17 protein-coding genes are annotated in these 17,915 nt (G+C 40.3%); 5 read left to right on the forward strand and 12 right to left on the reverse strand.

Annotated elements, in window-relative coordinates:
- Positions 1 to 46: 46 nt before the first annotated feature.
- The 5 genes from NSMS1_RS11960 to NSMS1_RS11975 form a co-directional block, all read right to left on the reverse strand.
- Positions 47 to 3,088: a HEAT repeat domain-containing protein gene (locus tag NSMS1_RS11960; RefSeq protein WP_224093382.1), complete on the reverse strand. Its 3,042-nt coding sequence runs from the start codon at positions 3,086 to 3,088 to the stop codon at positions 47 to 49.
- A gap of 105 nt (positions 3,089 to 3,193) precedes the next feature.
- Positions 3,194 to 3,640, reverse strand: coding sequence for a hypothetical protein (locus NSMS1_RS11965; RefSeq protein ID WP_224093383.1), 447 nt, complete (start codon positions 3,638 to 3,640; stop codon positions 3,194 to 3,196).
- A 44-nt stretch (positions 3,641 to 3,684) separates the two neighbouring features.
- Positions 3,685 to 3,819 carry a hypothetical protein gene (locus tag NSMS1_RS35065; protein ID WP_263432574.1) on the reverse strand — a complete coding sequence of 45 codons (135 nt, stop codon included), beginning with the start codon at positions 3,817 to 3,819 and terminating at the stop codon, positions 3,685 to 3,687.
- 9 nt (positions 3,820 to 3,828) lie between these two features.
- Positions 3,829 to 4,638, reverse strand: coding sequence for an Rpn family recombination-promoting nuclease/putative transposase (locus NSMS1_RS11970; protein WP_224093384.1), 810 nt, complete (start codon positions 4,636 to 4,638; stop codon positions 3,829 to 3,831).
- A 157-nt stretch (positions 4,639 to 4,795) separates the two neighbouring features.
- Positions 4,796 to 6,520 carry a diflavin flavoprotein gene (locus NSMS1_RS11975; protein WP_224093385.1) on the reverse strand — a complete coding sequence of 575 codons (1,725 nt, stop codon included), beginning with the start codon at positions 6,518 to 6,520 and terminating at the stop codon, positions 4,796 to 4,798.
- 109 nt (positions 6,521 to 6,629) lie between these two features.
- On the opposite strand from NSMS1_RS11975, the gene NSMS1_RS11980 reads away from it, so the two are divergent.
- On the forward strand, positions 6,630 to 7,637 hold the full coding sequence (locus NSMS1_RS11980) for a pantothenate kinase (RefSeq protein ID WP_224093386.1): 1,008 nt from the start codon (positions 6,630 to 6,632) through the stop codon (positions 7,635 to 7,637).
- Between the two features lie 21 nt (positions 7,638 to 7,658).
- Here the strand turns inward: NSMS1_RS11980 and NSMS1_RS11985 are convergent, their stop codons facing one another.
- Positions 7,659 to 8,471: an alpha/beta fold hydrolase gene (locus tag NSMS1_RS11985; protein WP_224093387.1), complete on the reverse strand. Its 813-nt coding sequence runs from the start codon at positions 8,469 to 8,471 to the stop codon at positions 7,659 to 7,661.
- 100 nt (positions 8,472 to 8,571) lie between these two features.
- Positions 8,572 to 9,066, reverse strand: a complete 495-nt coding sequence (locus NSMS1_RS11990) for an NUDIX hydrolase (RefSeq protein ID WP_224093388.1) — start codon at positions 9,064 to 9,066, stop codon at positions 8,572 to 8,574.
- A 488-nt stretch (positions 9,067 to 9,554) separates the two neighbouring features.
- On the opposite strand from NSMS1_RS11990, the gene NSMS1_RS11995 reads away from it, so the two are divergent.
- The 4 genes from NSMS1_RS11995 to NSMS1_RS12010 all read left to right on the forward strand — a co-directional run bounded on the left by NSMS1_RS11995 (position 9,555) and on the right by NSMS1_RS12010 (position 13,047).
- Entirely contained in the window at positions 9,555 to 10,745 is a 1,191-nt protein-coding gene (locus NSMS1_RS11995; protein WP_224093389.1) for a site-2 protease family protein, read from the forward strand.
- Between the two features lie 140 nt (positions 10,746 to 10,885).
- Positions 10,886 to 11,608, forward strand: a complete 723-nt coding sequence (locus NSMS1_RS12000) for a GDSL-type esterase/lipase family protein (protein ID WP_411908676.1) — start codon at positions 10,886 to 10,888, stop codon at positions 11,606 to 11,608.
- A gap of 52 nt (positions 11,609 to 11,660) precedes the next feature.
- The gene (locus tag NSMS1_RS12005) at positions 11,661 to 12,536 is read left to right on the forward strand and encodes a polysaccharide deacetylase family protein (protein WP_224093393.1); all 876 of its coding nucleotides are present in this window, start codon (positions 11,661 to 11,663) and stop codon (positions 12,534 to 12,536) included.
- Between the two features lie 76 nt (positions 12,537 to 12,612).
- Entirely contained in the window at positions 12,613 to 13,047 is a 435-nt protein-coding gene (locus NSMS1_RS12010; RefSeq protein WP_224093396.1) for a hypothetical protein, read from the forward strand.
- A 200-nt stretch (positions 13,048 to 13,247) separates the two neighbouring features.
- Here the strand turns inward: NSMS1_RS12010 and nrtS are convergent, their stop codons facing one another.
- The 5 genes from nrtS to NSMS1_RS12035 all read right to left on the reverse strand — a co-directional run bounded on the left by nrtS (position 13,248) and on the right by NSMS1_RS12035 (position 17,908).
- A complete protein-coding gene (gene nrtS, locus NSMS1_RS12015; RefSeq protein WP_317986591.1) occupies positions 13,248 to 13,436 on the reverse strand; it encodes a nitrate/nitrite transporter NrtS in 189 nt (62 codons plus the stop codon).
- 107 nt (positions 13,437 to 13,543) lie between these two features.
- On the reverse strand, positions 13,544 to 14,284 hold the full coding sequence (locus tag NSMS1_RS12020) for an amino acid ABC transporter ATP-binding protein (protein ID WP_224093398.1): 741 nt from the start codon (positions 14,282 to 14,284) through the stop codon (positions 13,544 to 13,546).
- Between the two features lie 113 nt (positions 14,285 to 14,397).
- Positions 14,398 to 15,414, reverse strand: a complete 1,017-nt coding sequence (locus tag NSMS1_RS12025; RefSeq protein WP_224093399.1) for an amino acid ABC transporter permease — start codon at positions 15,412 to 15,414, stop codon at positions 14,398 to 14,400.
- Between the two features lie 107 nt (positions 15,415 to 15,521).
- Complete coding sequence (locus NSMS1_RS12030; RefSeq protein ID WP_263432575.1) at positions 15,522 to 16,232, reverse strand: ABC transporter permease subunit; 711 nt, start codon at positions 16,230 to 16,232, stop codon at positions 15,522 to 15,524.
- 188 nt (positions 16,233 to 16,420) lie between these two features.
- On the reverse strand, positions 16,421 to 17,908 hold the full coding sequence (locus NSMS1_RS12035; RefSeq protein ID WP_224093400.1) for an IS1380 family transposase: 1,488 nt from the start codon (positions 17,906 to 17,908) through the stop codon (positions 16,421 to 16,423).
- Positions 17,909 to 17,915 lie beyond the last annotated feature (7 nt).

A 17,915-nucleotide genomic window follows, 5' to 3' on the forward strand; every position in this document is an offset into this window, starting at 1 on the left:
CGGTTTTTGATAGGTACAATTTGTAATGTCGCTGCTGCAAAAGTGCTTAAATTATTTTGGTGAAGAGGATTTGCTTTAAGCTTCGTATTGCACGAGTAACAAAATTATGCTGATGCCAAGCTTGATAGAAATCGGGGTAAGGCATATTCTGGGAGCATTTCCACAAAACACTGTAGCAATTAGCATCAAATTGCTGATAAGCACTTAAAACATTGACTACCTCAAAGCGAGCCTGATTATTATGTAAAATTTCGCTTAAGTTTGATGCTACAAACATACGGGTGATGTAATCCTTAATATTTGATTGTAACAGTTTTACCAAAGCTGCGCTCGCTATTTTATTACCAGGGTCGATCATTCCTAAGCTTTTTGCTACATACATACGAGTTTGGTAATCCACATTATTGGATTGCAGCAGTTGTACTAAAGCTGTGATCGCCAGTTTATCGTTTAGTCCAATTTCCCCTAAGTTTGATGCTGCCTTCTTAAGTATGGACTCAGGCACATCTCTGAATTGCAGCAGTTGTACCAAAGCTGTGACCGCTATTTTATTGCCAGGGTTGATAATACTTAAGCATTCTGCTACCTGCCTACGTATGTCATAATTCACATTATTTGATTGCAGCAGTTGTACTAAAGCTGTGATCGCCATTTTATTGCCAGGGTTGATAGTCTCTAAAGTATATGCTGCCCGCCTACGTATGTCGTAATCCACATATTTATACCTAAAATCTTGATTTGATTGAAGCAGTTGTACTAAAGCTGTGATCGCTATTTTATTGCCAGGGTCGATTTTACCTAAGCTTTTTGCTGTATATATACGGGTGTCCTCATGCAAATCTTTAGATTGAAGCAGTTGTACTAAAGCTGTGATCGCTATTTTATTGCCAGGGTCGATTTTACCTAAGTTTTCTGCCGCCTCTATACGAAGGGAGTTAGACACATCTTTAGATTGAAGCAGTTGTACTAAAGCTGCGATCGCTATTTTATTGTCAGGGTCAATAGTCCCTAAACTTTTTGCTGCATATATACGGGTGTGATAATCGACATCAGGTGATTGCAGCAGTTGTACCAAGGCTCTGATTGCCATTTCATTGCCTGTGCCTATTTTTCCTAAGCTTTCTGCTGCCGCTCTACGGGTGTAGTCATACACATCTTCGGATTGCAGGAGTTTTGCCAAGGCAGTGATTGCCATTTCATTGCCTGTGCCTATTTTTCCTAAGCTTTTTGCTGCCTTACTGCGGGTTTCGTCAAGTACATCTTCAGATTGCAGGAATTTAACCAAGGCAGTGATTGCTATTTCATTGCCTGTGCCTATTTCCCCTAAGCTATAAGCTGCATTACTATGGTTGTCCTTATCCGCATTATCTGATAGAAGCAGTTGCACCAAGGCGGCGATCGCCATTTCATTGCCTGTGCCTATTTTCACTAAACTTTTTTCTACCTGCCAACGGACGTGGACAGGCACATCATTGGACTGTAGCAGTTGCACTAGGGCTGTGATTGCTTTTTTGCGGTCTGTCTGTTGCAGTGCTAACTTAGCTTCCTCTTCAATTGGATATGGAAATTGTATCCATTCTTGTTTTTTAATGTAGAAATGACCAAAGCACCACTTGATAATTTGCGCTATTATTTCATCGGCTCTAGTAGAATTATCTCTAAACTCTTTAATTCCTGCGGCTGCTAAAAAATAAGCATAATACTCATAAAATCCTTTATAGAAATCGTCTAGATTCCAACATTCATCTTTAAAGTTGACTAAAGCATCAATAAACTCTTCCTTTTGCTGATTAAAATGTTCTTCTTCTCTTCCCAACCATAGTAATATTGTTTGCTTCCACTGCGGTTCAAAAATCCGATATTTCTTATTTTTAACAGGTTTATTTTTGTGTTTACGAGGTAAGAAAAAGTCCCAATTATCAATTGCTGTAGCAGCAAAATACTCTTGAAATGAGGCATGAAAGAAAGCGTAAAAAGGTTTTTTATTTGCATCTATTCCTACTTGATTCAACCAGCCACGATTTAGTGCTAATTTCAGCAGTGAATTTCCATCATCCGTATTACCCAAAAACCCAGTTACAAAATCCTGACGCAAACGAAAACGGGTTGATTCTTTATCTATCGATTCTTTCGCTAATTCCCCTAATTTGATATTGAGTTGCTGACGCTGGTGAGATGTTGTAGCAAATTCTTCTTGTTTCCACTTGTAAAAATCATCAACAAATTGCTGATATAATCCTGCTTGAGTATACGGTAATTTTCCATCTCCTGATTGCCAATTTAGGCACAGTAGAGTTAAACGTAAAGGATTTTTTACTAAATCTTGAATGCGTTCTTTACCTTGTTCTTTCAACGCAGTACATAACTTCTTTCCAGTTTCGGGAATTTCAATTTTAGTGAACCATTTAGCAATAAATTTTTCTACTTGTTCTGGATAAGAAAAGTCTAAAGTACGATAGATATCAAAATTATCAAGTTTATGAGTATTGCCATCCCATAAATTAACTCGACAAGTCATTACAATTCGCGCTTGAGCAATAAACCCTACTTCACGGAATTGTCGCGCAATTTCTTCTAGAGGATTAGACGCAGATATTTCATCTAATCCATCTAGCAGCAACCACACATGATTTTGATTAAATAAAGTTACAAGGTCATCCTTTAGTTGCTTGGGTACATCAGCTTTATCCTTTTTCTCTGCAACCTGTGTCAACCAAGTTTCAAACAGATAAGATTTGAGGTCTTTACCTTGTAAATCTGCTAAAGATACCCAAATGACTATCGACTGGGAAATCTCACGAGATACCCGATCTGCAATCTGTTGTAATAATGTTGTTTTTCCTGCGCCTGGTTCACCAATAATCGCAATTCGCCTACCCTGACTTTTAGGCGTGTTCTGTTGTTTGAGAACTTCTTCTAAAAAAGCATCATGCTCAAATGTTCTAGTGATTTCTGTCTCTTTATACAGTTCTGAACCCTGTTCTGGAGAAACATCACCTTGAGGCTTCGGCTGTTTTTTACGCTCAACTAATCCCAGTGGTACATAAACATCATCAACTTGCAGCGCAACGCCTTCTGTTAATGTCAAAGGATTTGTTGTCAGCTTACGCCGTTCCGCAATTATTGCAAGACAGATTTCACGCCATTCATCGGGAGTTAACTTTGTCCCCTCCTCCCCTGGAGACGGCTGTAGTCAGTTGTAAGTATTATTCTGTTGCTCAATTTTGATTTGTTGAGCAACCATTGCACCTTTTTCCGCTTTAATTTCTTCTGCTAACTTCGCAAAGTTATTGACAACTGACGGCTGAGATTTAATTTCATCTGCTTTATTTTTAATTTCTTTAGCAGCCTCAGAGTGAGTGCTGTTAACTGCTGTTTCCACATCTACAACAGCTTGAGCAATTTCGGGATCTTTGTCTACTGCGGCTTTGAGTTCTAGCACTGCTTGACCGTAATCTAATGGCTGCGGTTCATTACTAGTAAGAGATGGAGCTTTATCCTTTTGGCGCAGTAATTCTATCAACTTACTAGGAGCAGTCCATAAAACATCACCAATGTTTTCGCCAATTTTCTCCTGTGCTTTAGTCCACAGTACGTTAGCGATCGCAGTAGCTACAGCAGTCAAGCTCACAGTTATCATAAATCCACTATCAATAAACCAAATAGTGTCAAAATTTGATGTGTCTATTCTACTGGTAAAACTACTGTTACGCGAAAACTGAAGGCGATCGCTCTTGGCGGCTGTATAGTCAATTGTACTGAGCGACTCTTTACCCCTAAACTTAGGTAAGATGAAATGCGATCGCCATGACTCATCAAGGGTATATCTTATCTGTATTTCTCCACTGATTCCACAGCAACATTAAATTGTTGAGCAATCTGTTCGACACTCATCCCAGTTTTTAGTAACAGTGGGACAGCAACTTTCAACATTTCAGCTTCCCGTTGTTCTAAACCTTGTTTTCGACCTTCTTCTCGACCTTCTGCTTTGGCTTCTTGATATACTCTGGTTTGCTCTAAAGTTATTCCTAGCATGGCTTCCACTTCCTCCCTACTTAAAGACGAAAACTTGTAAACAGCAATTGTCGTAATCATTTCGATGATTTCGTTTTTCGGCAATGTGCCTGTTTCTTCTAATTTTACCCGTTGAATTAGTTGCTTTGCTTCCTCTGCCATTACCTTGTCTGAGGCAATTGTCAACTGTATTAAATTAATACCTATTGGCTGAGTATTAGGATCACCTAATTCATCCAAATAAATGCGCTGCACTTGTTCACTATTGAAAAACATTCGATGAGTTCTGGTATCACTTGGCTCTAAACTCCGTGAAGGAAATATCACTACACAATACCAATCATCGTATTGAGATTGATTTCGGTACAAATACGTCAGCGACTCCGTAAAAAAGCGATGATAAAGACTTTCATCTTTCTGAAATTGAACTTCGGCAAAATAGATAACTCTAGATGTTGCGTCTTCTGGTGGTAGAAAAACGCCATCAATGCGAAAGGCGGTTTCTTTCACCTCCACTGACTCAAATCGATAGTTTTGCGCTTGTGCGGGGCGGTTATCAATCAGTTCAAATATTAACGCTGGAAATCGCTTGAAAATTTGGTAATAAATGGAGTCACGTTTCACAAAAATATCGCCATATTATGTTGATAATGCAGGAGTATTTGAATTAGGCAAATTTTGATGCAGTCATCCATTAAAAAGACGTTGCACTACAACGTCTTTTTAACAGTGATTCTCGCTCTGTTCACTAAAACGATAGGATGTGTTAGTTGGAAATCCCTTAGTAATGATTTCCGACTTTGCGGTGGTGAACGGCTGTTAGTGCTTCGGGTTTGGATACTCGTCCGGCGTAGACGGTGCTGTATACTGCCCAGTGGTCGCCGCAGTCCATCCGGCTAACTACTTCACATTCTATATACGCTAGGGCATCGCTCAGGATGGGTGCGCCATTTTCGGCTGGCTGGGTTTTGACTCCTTCAAAACGGTCTGCACCGGGGGCAAATCGTTTGAGGAAGTGGCGCATGAGTGGTTGGTAGTTGCCTTCTTCTAATACGTTGAGGACGAAGCGATCGCCTACTTGCATTAATGATTCAATTGCTCTATCTTTAGCTACGGCAATGGAAAATCCTAGAGGTTTGAAGCTGGCTTGGGCTACCCAGGAAGCTAACATGGCGCTGGCTACTTCGCCTTTTTTGGCTGTGATGATATATAAGCCACCGCTCAGTCTACCTAATGCTTTGTCTAAATCAGCACCTAAAGATTTCATGGCTTTGATGCTGCGATCGCGTGTTATCCATTGTCCTAAGTCTGTACCAGCTTCTTCACACAGTTTGTAGGTGTTTTCTGTAGGTGTGTCTTTAATTTGAATTACTGGGAAGCCTACATGTAAGCCCAAGGCACGGAATTTATTTAGTAGAGGATAGGTAGGTTCATCATCACCGCCACCAGTTTCAAAGATACCTATGGTTTGTTTTTCGGTGGCAGAACCTAAAATGGTGCTAAGTGCTGCTTGGATGCTGGCTGCACTAGAGGCGGGAGTCATACCGATTACGAGTCCAGAACAACGCCCCACTAGTTCGCGCAATTCCTGTAAATCAACGGGTGAACCCAGGTCTACTACTTCAACACCGATACCAGTTTTACTGATACCATTGATAATTGCTTGGGCTAGGCGATCGCTATATCCATATTCAGAAACGTAAAATACACCGACGCTGGTTTCTGCCTTGGTTTGGTTTTGACTCCAATGGCGGTAACGTCCAGTTAGTTCCTCAACGTTATGGTAAAGTAGTGGCCCGTGACCAGTGGCAATCATTTTCACGGCTGGTAGTTCTCCCATGCGCTTGAGGGCAGATAAAACTGACCGCGCATTTGGCCCCATCAAGCATTCATAGTAATAATGAAAGTCAGCTTCGATGGTTTTTAAGTCTTCGTCAAAGGTGCTATCAGAACAGTAGTGCATTCCGAAAGCGTCGCAGGTGTAGAGGGTTTGGGTTTTGTGATCGAAGCTAAAGATGGTGTCCGGCCAGTGTAAATTGGGGGCGATGACAAACTCGATTTCGTGACCGTTGCCTAAATCTAGGCGATCGCCATTTTTGACAATCTTCCGCTTAAAGGGCTGGTGTACTAAATCTTCGAGAAACTGAATTGCTACTTTTGAGGCTACCACTGTAATATCTGGAGCCATCTGTAACAAATCTTTAACTAAGCCACTGTGGTCTGGCTCGGTGTGGCTAACAATTAAATAATCTATATCTGTAGGATTGATTAGCCCTGTCAGGATATCAAAATAAAGTTTACGAAACTTTTCATGAGACGTATCAACCAAGGCTATCTGCTCACCGCGTATGAGAAAAGAGTTATAGGTAGTGCCGTTTTGCAGACCAAACTCAATATCGAAGCGATCGCGATCCCAATCTAGAGAGCGAATTGCTGTAGTATCTTGAGCAATTTCCGCAGTCTGTATGGTGAGCCGTTTTTCAGTTTTATCAGTGATTGCTACCATAACTCTCTCCTTAACACAATGAGTATTTATTCCCCTAGTCTTATTTTGACACGGAATATTTGTAAATTTTTATTCAAAAACCTATAGATAACTTAAAAAATATAAAAAAGTGAAATCACAACAGTATCTAGAACGAATAGAAGGTACATGGTTAGCCTTAGAAATAGGTAATTCTCGGCTACATTGGGCATTATTCAATGGCGAATCCCTAGAATTTACGTGGGATACAGAATATCTACCTGAGTCTGTTATACAGCAGTTGGGGGACAGTGGGACAGATTGGGGAGTAGGGAGTGGGGAGTGGGGAGTAGGAGGATTAGGGAAAGATGAGGGAGTGGGGGGAGTAGAAGGAGTAGGGGGAGAATTTTTATCTATATTGTCTACCTTGACTCCTTTATCTCCTATCCTGCGGATAGGGTTAGAACTGCATCGGCGCAGCCTCTCGCAGACAAAGCAAGCTAAAGACTCATCCTCCACCCCTTCATCTCCCCCCATTTCCCCCACTCCCTCATCTCCCCTCACTCCCCTACCTCTCTTCCTCGCCTCGGTAGTTCCTCGCCAGACTGCACTTTGGCAAAGTTATCCGAATGTTCGTGTGATTACTTTAGAAGATATACCGCTTAACAATATATATCCAACGTTGGGAATTGATAGGGCTTTGGCTTTGTGGGGGGCGGGGATGAGTTGGGGTTTCCCGATGTTGGTCATTGATGCGGGAACAGCACTTACTTTTACGGCTGCGGATGGGGAAAAAAATCTGGTGGGTGGGGCTATTTTGCCAGGGATGGGTTTACAGTTGGCAAGTTTGGGACAGAAAACTGAACAATTACCACAGTTAGAGGTTGGGAAAATTCAATCTTTACCGCCACGTTTTGCACTGAATACACCAGAAGCGATGCAAAGTGGGGTGATTTACACTTTATTAGCGGGAATTAAGGATTTTGTTGAGGAGTGGTGGAGTTTGTTTCCTGATGGAAAGGTGGCGATGAAAGGAGGCGATCGCAATTTACTATTAAATTATCTCCAAGAATTATATCCAGCGATCGCCTCACGTTTACTCGTCGAACCTAATTTAATTTTCTGGGGTATGCAGAAAATATCTATAAGTAGTTCATAAACACCAATTACCAATTACCAATTACCCATTACCAAGAAAATCCTTAACCTCCCCAACCACAAGCCCTACACAAGATTGTGGCAAATTATTTTCGGCGTGGGCAATGATTTTCAACTCTGCTTGAGGAATCAGTTTGCTGTAAGCTTGGCTTCTAGCTAAAGCATCGGGTGTATCTTTACCGCCTTGCAAAATTAAAGCAGGAATCTCTAGTTTGCCCAAACTATTGTTTAATAATTCTGCTTCGATTTCTGGTTGCTGACGTTGAAAGAGTAGTTGAGAAGCTGTAAGATTTTGTAGTAACTTTTGGCGTGTTTGCCAGTCTTGTTCTATTTTTTTATCTAACCCAAATAGTTTAGTTAAAAAACGCAGCGATCGCAGTATTTTAAAAAATAGTGGTGGACGCTGGATTAATTGCCGCATCTTCCGACAATTTTGTTCTTGTCCTTCTATGTTTACACCCTCTGGCGCTGACAAAATTAATCCCTGAACTTGTTCTGGATACTTTAAGGCATAAGTAGCAGCAACCCAAGCCCCAAGGGAGTCTGCTAATAGATAGACTTTTTCTAACTTTAAAGCTTGGCAAAATTCGGCTAAACACTCTACTTCTAAATCTATTGAATAATGAATATTAGGTCTTTCTGATTCACCAAAACCCAATAAATCTGGTGCGAAGCAGTGAAAATTTAGGGAAAGTGATTCTATCACTTCTACCCATTGGCTACTTTCATACCAATTTCCATGTAACAAAACTATTGGTATGCCTTCACCAGCTTCACGCCAGAATAATAGCCCTTGAGATAGCTTTCTCCGGGCGTTACGTAAGAGCGTATCCATTTTGATATAGTAGTTAACCCTGAGTGAATTTTATGTTCTTAATCAGTATATTCATATATAAAATATAAGCAACATTTTTAACCCAAAAGTTCACTAATTTTTAAGCTAAAGTAGTTAATCCATTTAAGTAATCTTGTAGCTGTCGATAGTGGTCATGAGACATTGGCTCTTGCGGTATGGAACCAGGATAAAAAGCCTTAATTTCTAGAACTTCTGAGGTATCGTGAATTTCCATTTTTCCCTGTACCTCAGCCTCAACCACAACACAAATAGAATGTATTCTGGGGTCGCGGTCTGGTGCAGAGTAAACACCCACCAGCCGTCTAATTTTGGTTAATTCTAGTCCGGTTTCTTCCAACAACTCACGGCGGACTGTCGTGGGAATGTCTTCTCCCCAGTCCACCATACCTCCAGGCAATGCCCAAAGGCCATCATCACGCCGACGGATGAGTACAATTGAGCCATCCGCTAGGAGGGGGATAATACTAGTTCCCGTGATTGGGTGGCGAAATATAATACCCAATACCGTTTGACCAATGCGCCACAGGCTACGTGTGGTTTGGATCGGTGACTTTAAAAAAGCAATAACGTTCAATCTAAAATTATCTATGGTTGAGTTTTTTAATTGTCTACCACTGGCGCAATCTCAACTAAATAATGTAGTTGAGTTTTGCATTATAATGCAATATGCCAACGATGTTAGTGGTTAGCAATTATATTTTAACTATATTCACATAATATATCAACTTAATCCGTTGAATTATACATAAATTTATCTGTATTTGCCTATACATAAGACATATTTCAGAAAAATAGTATTAGGCGATCGCTATAAATTAAAATCACCTCAACCCATAGTCGGAAACTTGTATTTTTCTGTTTTTTCCATGATCAAATAGGTGGGATTGTCTATTCTAGAATCTGGGACAGATAAATTAAGTAGCGGCAGATTTTGCTGTTCCTATCTTTAGGTCGTTGTACTGCCGTCTGAACTTATGAAGAGAATAGAAGAATCGTATACAAAAAAACTTACATAGTATATGTGAGGTATTCAATAAAAATATTTAATTTCAGGATAATGTGATGCAAACAAATTGGAAAATCGGATCTTTATTTGGTATTCCCCTATTTTTAGACCCTTTGTGGTTTGTAATTTTGGGTTTAGCAACACTGAATTTTGGTGTTGCTTACCAAGAATGGGGAACTGTAACAGCCTGGAGTGCTGGCATAGTTATGGCGTTGCTGCTATTTGGTTCGGTATTATTGCACGAGTTGGGTCATAGTTTAGCAGCGCGATCGCAAGGCATTAAAGTTAACTCGATTACTCTATTTCTATTTGGTGGTATTGCTGCCATTGAAGAAGAATCGAAAACTCCGGGTAAAGCTTTTCAAGTAGCCATTGCTGGGCCTTTGGTAAGTATCGGCTTATTTTTGTTGCTGAGAATAGTAAGTACAGTCATTCCAGATACCAGCCCAGTCAGTATGATGGTAGGTGATTTGGCACGCATTAACTTAGTCGTGGCTCTATTTAACTTGATTCCTGGCTTACCTTTAGATGGAGGTCAAGTTTTGAAAGCTGCACTCTGGAAAATTACCGGGGATCGCTTTCAGGCGGTACATTGGGCAGCCAAGGCGGGACAAATTTTGGGTTATAGTGCGATCGCTCTAGGTTTTGCTGTAGATTTCTTTACTAGAGAGTTAGTTACAGGCTTGTGGATAGCCTTGTTAGGTTGGTTTGCCATTCGTAACGCCAACTCCTACGACCGTGTAACCACATTACAAGAAACCTTACTCAAAGTCACAGCCGCCGATGCTATGACTTGTGATTTTAGGGTCATTGATGCCGACCAAACTCTACGTTCTTTTGCTGATACCTACTTATTAGCCGCTACCCCAGAAATTTATTTTGCTGCTTCCGATGGACGTTATCGCGGTATGGTTGCCATTGAGGATTTACGTTTGGTGGAAAGAAGCGCCTGGGAAACCCAAACTCTCCACAGTATCGCCCATCCTTTGACGGAAATTCCTTCTGTTACAGAATCAACTTCCATCGCTGAAGTCATCAAAAAGTTGGAGAATGAACAGTTACCCCGTATTACCGTACTTACTCCGGCTGGCGCTGTTGCTGGCATGATTGACCGGGGTGATATTGTTAAAGCATTGGCACAAAAGTTAGGCTTGCGAGTTACAGACGCAGAAATTAAACGCATTAAGGAAGATGGTAGTTATCCGCCAGGGTTACAGTTAGGGGTAATTGCTAAATCAATTGATTAGTCATTAGTCCATAGTCAACAGTCAACGGTCTATTGCCTTACCTCTTAATCAAGCTTTGAGGACAAAAGACAAAAAATATACTGTGTAATGGTGTAGAAATGTATAGAATCTTGTAAAGATATAAATTAAAATCTTTTAAGATGCAAACATTTCCCACTCATTCCTCAATGCAGCTGTCTGTAGCACCAACCCAATGTCAGCCTTTGAAGATTATCGCACTGGGGGATAGTTTAATATATGGCTTCGGCGACCCAGAAAAAGGCGGCTGGGTCGAGCAATTGCGGCGCTGGTGGATGCTGCTCGGTAGCTCTGGTCATGTCCTGTATAATTTGGGAGTAAGAGGCGATCGCACCCAGCAAGTAGCCCAAAGGTTAGAGGTAGAATTTCGGCATCGTGGCGAATTGCGAAATCGTGTCCCTGATTTAATTATCCTTTCCGTTGGCGTAAATGATTCGGCGCGGTTAGCCCGCCCCAATGGACGAAATCATACAGATTTTGCCGTGTTTGAATCGGAAATCGCCGCTTTACTAGACCAAGCCCAGCAACTCTGCCCTGTATTATTTGTGGGTATGGTTCCAGTTGATGAAGCCAAAATGCCTTTTGTCGATTGCTTCTATTTTAATCATGCCGACCAATACCGCTACAAAGAAGCAACCCGCATCGCTTGCAATCAAAGGCAAATTCCCTATTTAGATATTTTTGACCAATGGATGGCGCGGGGCGAGGCTTGGCGAAACAAGCGTTTCACCGAAGATGGACTACATCCCAATACTCTAGGTTATCAGTCCCTATTAGAAGATGTGATTCATTGGGAACCGTTAGCAGCCTATCATACCCCCCGACCTGATTATCAGTTAGTCTGACTGTTGACTGTTGACTAATGGCTTATCATGGGGTGAGTTTTAGGAATCTTTCATGTCCAACAACCACCCTAAAATAAATAAATTTTTTGGTTTAATAGCGATCGCTACTTTTTTAGTAGCTAGTTCTATTACCATAGGTATATTTTTGGCGTTCCGCAAGAACCAAACGGCAATAGCCACGCCAGATTTACCAGATGCAAGTAATCAAGTAAAGCCATTAGTTAAAGAACCTTCACAGCCATCAGCTAAGATAAATAATCTTAACTTTACTGTGCCAGTCCAGTATCAGGGTAAGACAGTTTATCAGCCACAGATTGATAGTAATAAAAAAACAAATACCTATACTGGGCGGAAAGTCATCGCTCTGACTTTTGATGATGGGCCTTGGCAGAAAACCACCCCAGAAATATTAGATATTCTTAAACAAAATCAAATTAAAGCGACCTTCTTTTGGGTAGGACAAGCCTTACAAGCCAACCCTGAAATCGCCAAACAAGTTGTAGCTGAAGGTCATGCTATTGGTAATCACACTTGGCATCATTGGTATAAGCGTATGGATGCAGCCACAGTTAAGAGTGAAATTGAGCGGACATCTGAGCTAATTTACAAAACTACAGGTGTGAAAACTCAATTATTCCGTCCCCCTGGAGGAGTTCTGAATAATGGTTTAGCCAGTTACGCCAAAAGCCAGAAAAATGCTGTGGTGATGTGGTCTTTAACTTCAGCTGATACTGATCCTCATGCCAAATATGAGGTATTTATTAAAAATGTAGTCAAAGGCGCAAAGCCTGGTTATATAGTTTTAATGCACGATGGAGGAGGCGATCGCAAAAGAACAGTAGAAGCCTTACCAAAAATTATCAGTGGATTAAAACAGCAAGGTTACGAGTTTGTTACAGTTCCCGAATTACTAGAAATGAACCTGTAACCCTACTCTCAGGATAGAATAATGCGTAATTCATCAATTTTGAGATGTAATTATTTATGCAGCATTTGTTACTTTTATGACTCCAACTTTATTAGGTCGTTGGCAAACTAGACTGTTATTACTTGCTACTGTCGGTGTAGTAGTATCCTTGCCTTTTGCAATAGGTTTAATTGGCCCTGGTGCTAACTCAGTATATTTTTGGATACTAGCCTATGTTGCTATCTTCGGCTTGGGCTGGGACATCCTTTATAATTATTTGCAAAAGTTCCGTTGGGATCGAGATTGGCCTGCCGTTTATCAACTCATAGCTGGTATTTGGGAACTAATATTTGTTTTTTGTGGGGCTAAACTTTTTGGTTTCTTACCATTACCCATACCTAAAGAAGAACTACCAGTAGATGCTTTTATATTTCATTACAGTGTGGTTTGGTTAGCAGTTTTTATTGCTTCCCAAAGCATTATGCGAATTATATTTCCTCGTTGGCGTTTCCGGGGAGGACAATGGCTATAATAATTAGTAATTCGTAATTCAAGCAATGTGCGAATTATGATGTTAAGCCCTCTTCAAACCACTTCAATAAAAGGAGAGAAGTTTAAATTCTTACTCCCCTTCCCTTGTAGGGAAGGGGCTGGGGGTTAGGTCTGAAAGAAATTTATACAAGGCGTTGATTAGTAATTAATAATTTTGCTAACTTGATATTAATTAGGTAATTAAAGAGATTTGTTGCGATAAATACTAATATATTGTCCATGAATATTAACGAAATAGGGAACTATATAAGTTAGCCCGGCGGAAATCCAGCGATCGCGGCTCATATTCCCTTTTAATAAAGCATGAGCATGATTGATGGTAAATAAGATAGAGCCAACAACAAGTGCAACTTTTAAAGCAGTTGGCACAAATTTTGGATCAGTCAGACTTGCAAAATATCCTTTTAGAAAATCTATCTTTTTGACCATAAATCATTGAATGCTGAGAGAAAATAATTAAAAAACTAATGACTCATTTAAAGAATTTGTGATAGAAACCTGCGAGTACGTTCTTCTTGAGGTTTTGTGAAGAAGTTCTCTGGAGTAGCTGATTCCACTAGGTTTCCGCCATCCATTAAAACTACTCGATCAGCGACTTCACGAGCAAATCCGACTTCATGAGTAACTACAACCATTGTCATCCCGTCGCGTGCTAGACCGCGCATTACGTCTAGGACTTCTCTTACCATTTCTGGGTCTAAAGCGGAAGTAGGTTCATCGAATAGCATAATTTTAGGCTGCATCGCTAATGCACGCGCGATCGCCACTCGTTGTTGTTGTCCTCCAGATAACTGTCCGGGGTATTTATTCGCTTGTTCTAAAATCCCCACTCTTTCCAACAATTGCATTGCCAATTCTTCGGCTTTAGCTTTTTTCGCTCGCCGTACCCAAATAGGAGCCAAAGTAATATTTTGCAGGACAGTTAAATGGGGAAATAAATTAAATTGCTGAAATACCATTCCTACTTCTCGACGAATGGCTTCAATATTTCGTAAGTCGTGACCCAGAGTAATTCCATCGATAATGATTTTGCCTTGCTGATACTCCTCTAAAGCATTAAAAGTACGAATAAATGTTGATTTACCCGACCCAGAAGGCCCCATCAAAACTACCACTTCTCCACGGTACACTGTTAAACTCACACCTTGAAGCACATGGAATTTCCCATACCATTTATGCACATTTTCAGAAATAATTATCGGCGTTTGTTCTGTCATATTTTTTATTCAACTAGTTGATAAAAGTAGGGTATTTGGTTCGGCTACGCTCACCAACCGGGAGAGGGAAAACAGGTGATAATAACTATGGACTATGGACTGTTGACTAATGACTAATTATTCAATTGCCTTTCTAAATGCCTAGAAGCTAATGACATTAAGTAACAAAATACCCAATAAATAAAACCAACAAATAAATAGGTTTCTGCATAACGACCAATAAATTGAGGTTGTGCCAAAATGGAACGGGAAATTCCTGTAAGTTCCACTAAGCCTACAAGAGATAATAAAGAAGTATCTTTAAATAGTCCGATAAATTGCCCCACAATGGCAGGAATAACTGCTCGTAATGCTTGAGGTAAGACAATAAACAGAACTACAAAGAATGTATTTAATCCTAACGCTTTTGCCGCTTCAACTTGTCCACGGGATACAGACTGGAGTCCACCGCGTACATTTTCTGCCATGTAAGCTGCACTAAATAGTACCAAACCAGCGATCGCTCTCAACACTCGGTCTAAACGGAAATCAGTAGGTAACAATAAAGGCAACATAACTTGCGCCAGGAATAAAATTCCAATAAGTGGCACTCCGCGAATAATTTCAATATAAAGAATAGAAAACCAACGTATCACAGGCAATTTGCTAGTCCTTCCTAAAGCGAGTAGAAGCCCAATAGGAAAGGAAAGGACAATGCTAATTGCTGCCATAAGTAAGGTGAGTAGTAAACCGTTCCATAAATTGCTGGAAACAGGACGCAAACCAAACCCACCGCTAATTAACCACAGAATAACAGGGAATGATAATAACCAAATTAAGGAAAGCCAAGGCGCGACTAATTTTGTCAATCCTGCGAACCTTTGCTTACCAAAGAATACAACCGCAGTAATAGCAGCTAAACTTAAAGCGATCGCCAAAACAACCCAAACTCGCCAATACTCAGTTTGCGGAAATCTCCCAACTAAAAATAAAGGTAAATTAACTTGTACAACTGCCCATTGCGCTTTAGTAGTTGCCCAAACAAAAGCCCCTAGCAACACCCGAAACAGTAACACCAAGCAGATAACAGTTAAGGCGCTGTTATACCAAGTATTAAATAAGTTTTTACGTAGCCAAGATAGATTAGTCATTGGTCATTGGTCATTAGTCCATAGTCAACAGTCCATAGTCCAAAGCTATTTTTTCCTTTTCTCCCCCACTCCCTCATCTTCCCCCACTCCCTCATCTCCCCCACTCCCTACCTCTCCTTAATCTGCACGGTGCGATTAAAGGTATTCATGATGAGAGATATAGTCAAACTAAGGGTGAGATAGGTAAGCATGAGTAGTAACATGACTTCTACGGCTCTACCTGTTTGGTTAAAGGTAGTGGAGGCGACAAAATAAATATCAGGATAGCCGATCGCGATCGCTAAACTTGAGTTTTTTGTTAAGTTTAAATACTGACTGGTTAGGGGAGGAATAATCACTCGCAAAGCTTGGGGAAAAATAACTAAGCGCATGATTAAGCCAGGTTTTAAGCCGAGCGATCGCGCTGCTTCCCATTGTCCTTTCGATACTGATCCAATCCCACCCCGGACAATCTCTGCGATGAAAGCGCCTGTGTAAAAAGTTAAACCCAGCAATAAAGCAGAAAACTCAGGAGATAGGGTAAACCAAGGTAGTTCTATGCCATTTTGACTCAGCCCAATCAATCCCCCAAGAGAAATTTTATTATCAGCTTTGGGAAAACCGAGAAAAACGGCAAAGTACCAGAATAGCAACTGTAAAAGTAGCGGCGTATTCCGAAAAATTTCCACATACACCAGCGCAATATTCCGTACTAACCAGTTATCTGATAATCTGGCAACCCCAGCTAACACACCGACGATCCCGGATTTCTCACAAGCAGTAAAAAATAAATTTACATGACCTGATGTGAGGCTCTTTTCTGATACATCATCAATCAAAATTTAGGCGCAGAGATAAATTAAGTATAAAACCGAAGTTGTTAAGTAAAAATGATTACTATTTTTTATTGCTGGTAAAATTAAAATGCTCTGTTCATAAAATATCCGCATTCCAAAACAGGACTTGAATCGGCCCAAGCCCAAAGTATCATTGATTAGAAATAAGCAAAAGGCAATTTAATTTCAATTTAAGCAGTATTAGGGAGCATTTTTAAACGTCTATGAGCAGTAGCAAATATATGTTTGTATGGACAAGAACTAGTAATTGCAATTAAAATACGGCGTGTACTTATAGTAATTAAAGCTCCTAACTTCAATAACTTGGTACGAATAGTTCCAACAGTGGCATTTTGTAATTCAGTTTTAGCTAAACATTTTTGACGCAACGCATTCATCAAAACGTAAGCAACAGAAGAAAACCACAGACGTAATTGATTTCCCGCAAACGTGTGGGTGCTTGTTCTATCACTAAAAAGTTCTAATTGTTGTTCTTTAAAGCGATTTTCCATCTCCCCTCGCTGACAATATTTTTGTTTATACAGTTGACTAGGAGGTACTTTATTAGTAGCTAAAGAAGTTACAACAAAACGAATTTTAGCTCCCTTCGTCCCATATTCAACCTTACAAACAACACGACGACTACGACTCCAAGATTCACGGGTTTGATAGTCTAAAGACTTGTACCAAATTGAGTTATCAATCAAATCTTCCGCAAGCGAAGGAAGTTGTTCATCTGGCTGAAATACTGTTTCTAAAAATGAAACTACTGTTGATAGTTTTTGCTCAAACTCAAGCGAGGCTCTATTTTGAGTCGTCGTAGTCATCCCAATTAAACGACTATTTTGCGCCAATCCAAAAACATAATCTAAACCGGGCTGTGATTCACACCACCTCATGATATCGTCCCTAGAATAGGCACTATCTCCACGTACTAAAATCTCAACATTCTTCCATTGTTGACGTATTTGTTTAATCACTCTCTGTAGTTCTGATAATGCCCCAAATGCTGGGTCTACATTTGAAGGGCGAAGTTTGGATGCTAACAGATGTTTTCCACAAAATATATACAGTGGAGCATAGCAGTATCCCCCATAATAAGTATTGAAGAAAACTTGCTCCTGATTGCCGTGTACTAAGTCATCAGTTACATCTAAATCCAAAATAATTTGTCTTGGCTCTTTGGCGTAAGATTCTAGAAATATTTTGACAAATAAACTTTCAATCTCTGATCGAGAATGCCCGATTTTATGATAACGACTGTCTACTCCTTGTTCTATCTCTTCAGGGCAATGTTCCAGTCGGTTTAATGTACTTTTTCCTGCCAATATTGCAGGCTCATCCTCTATTCCAATTGTTTTTAAGACTGCTAGAGCAAACATCGGGTCATGACGTAATTCCTCGTGGTCATTTAAGTCTTCATATCCCATGACTAACCCGTATATACGTTGTTTAATTAAACTCTCTACTGAATGGTCAACTCGATTTGGCTGACGGTAATCTTGGAAACACTGTGCAAATTTTGATGTGATTTCTAATTTTCTGTCTATTTCCGCAATTAAGCTTAATCCTGCATCCGATGTTACCGTCCCACCCTGAAAATTAACTACAATCGGGTGTGATTTTTCCCCGGAGAATTTGAATTGTTTTGGTGTAATATCTGTGAAAGTCGGGGTCATGGTTTAT

The sequence above is a fragment of the Nostoc sp. MS1 genome, from assembly GCF_019976755.1.
Taxonomy (GTDB): Bacteria; Cyanobacteriota; Cyanobacteriia; order Cyanobacteriales; family Nostocaceae; genus Trichormus.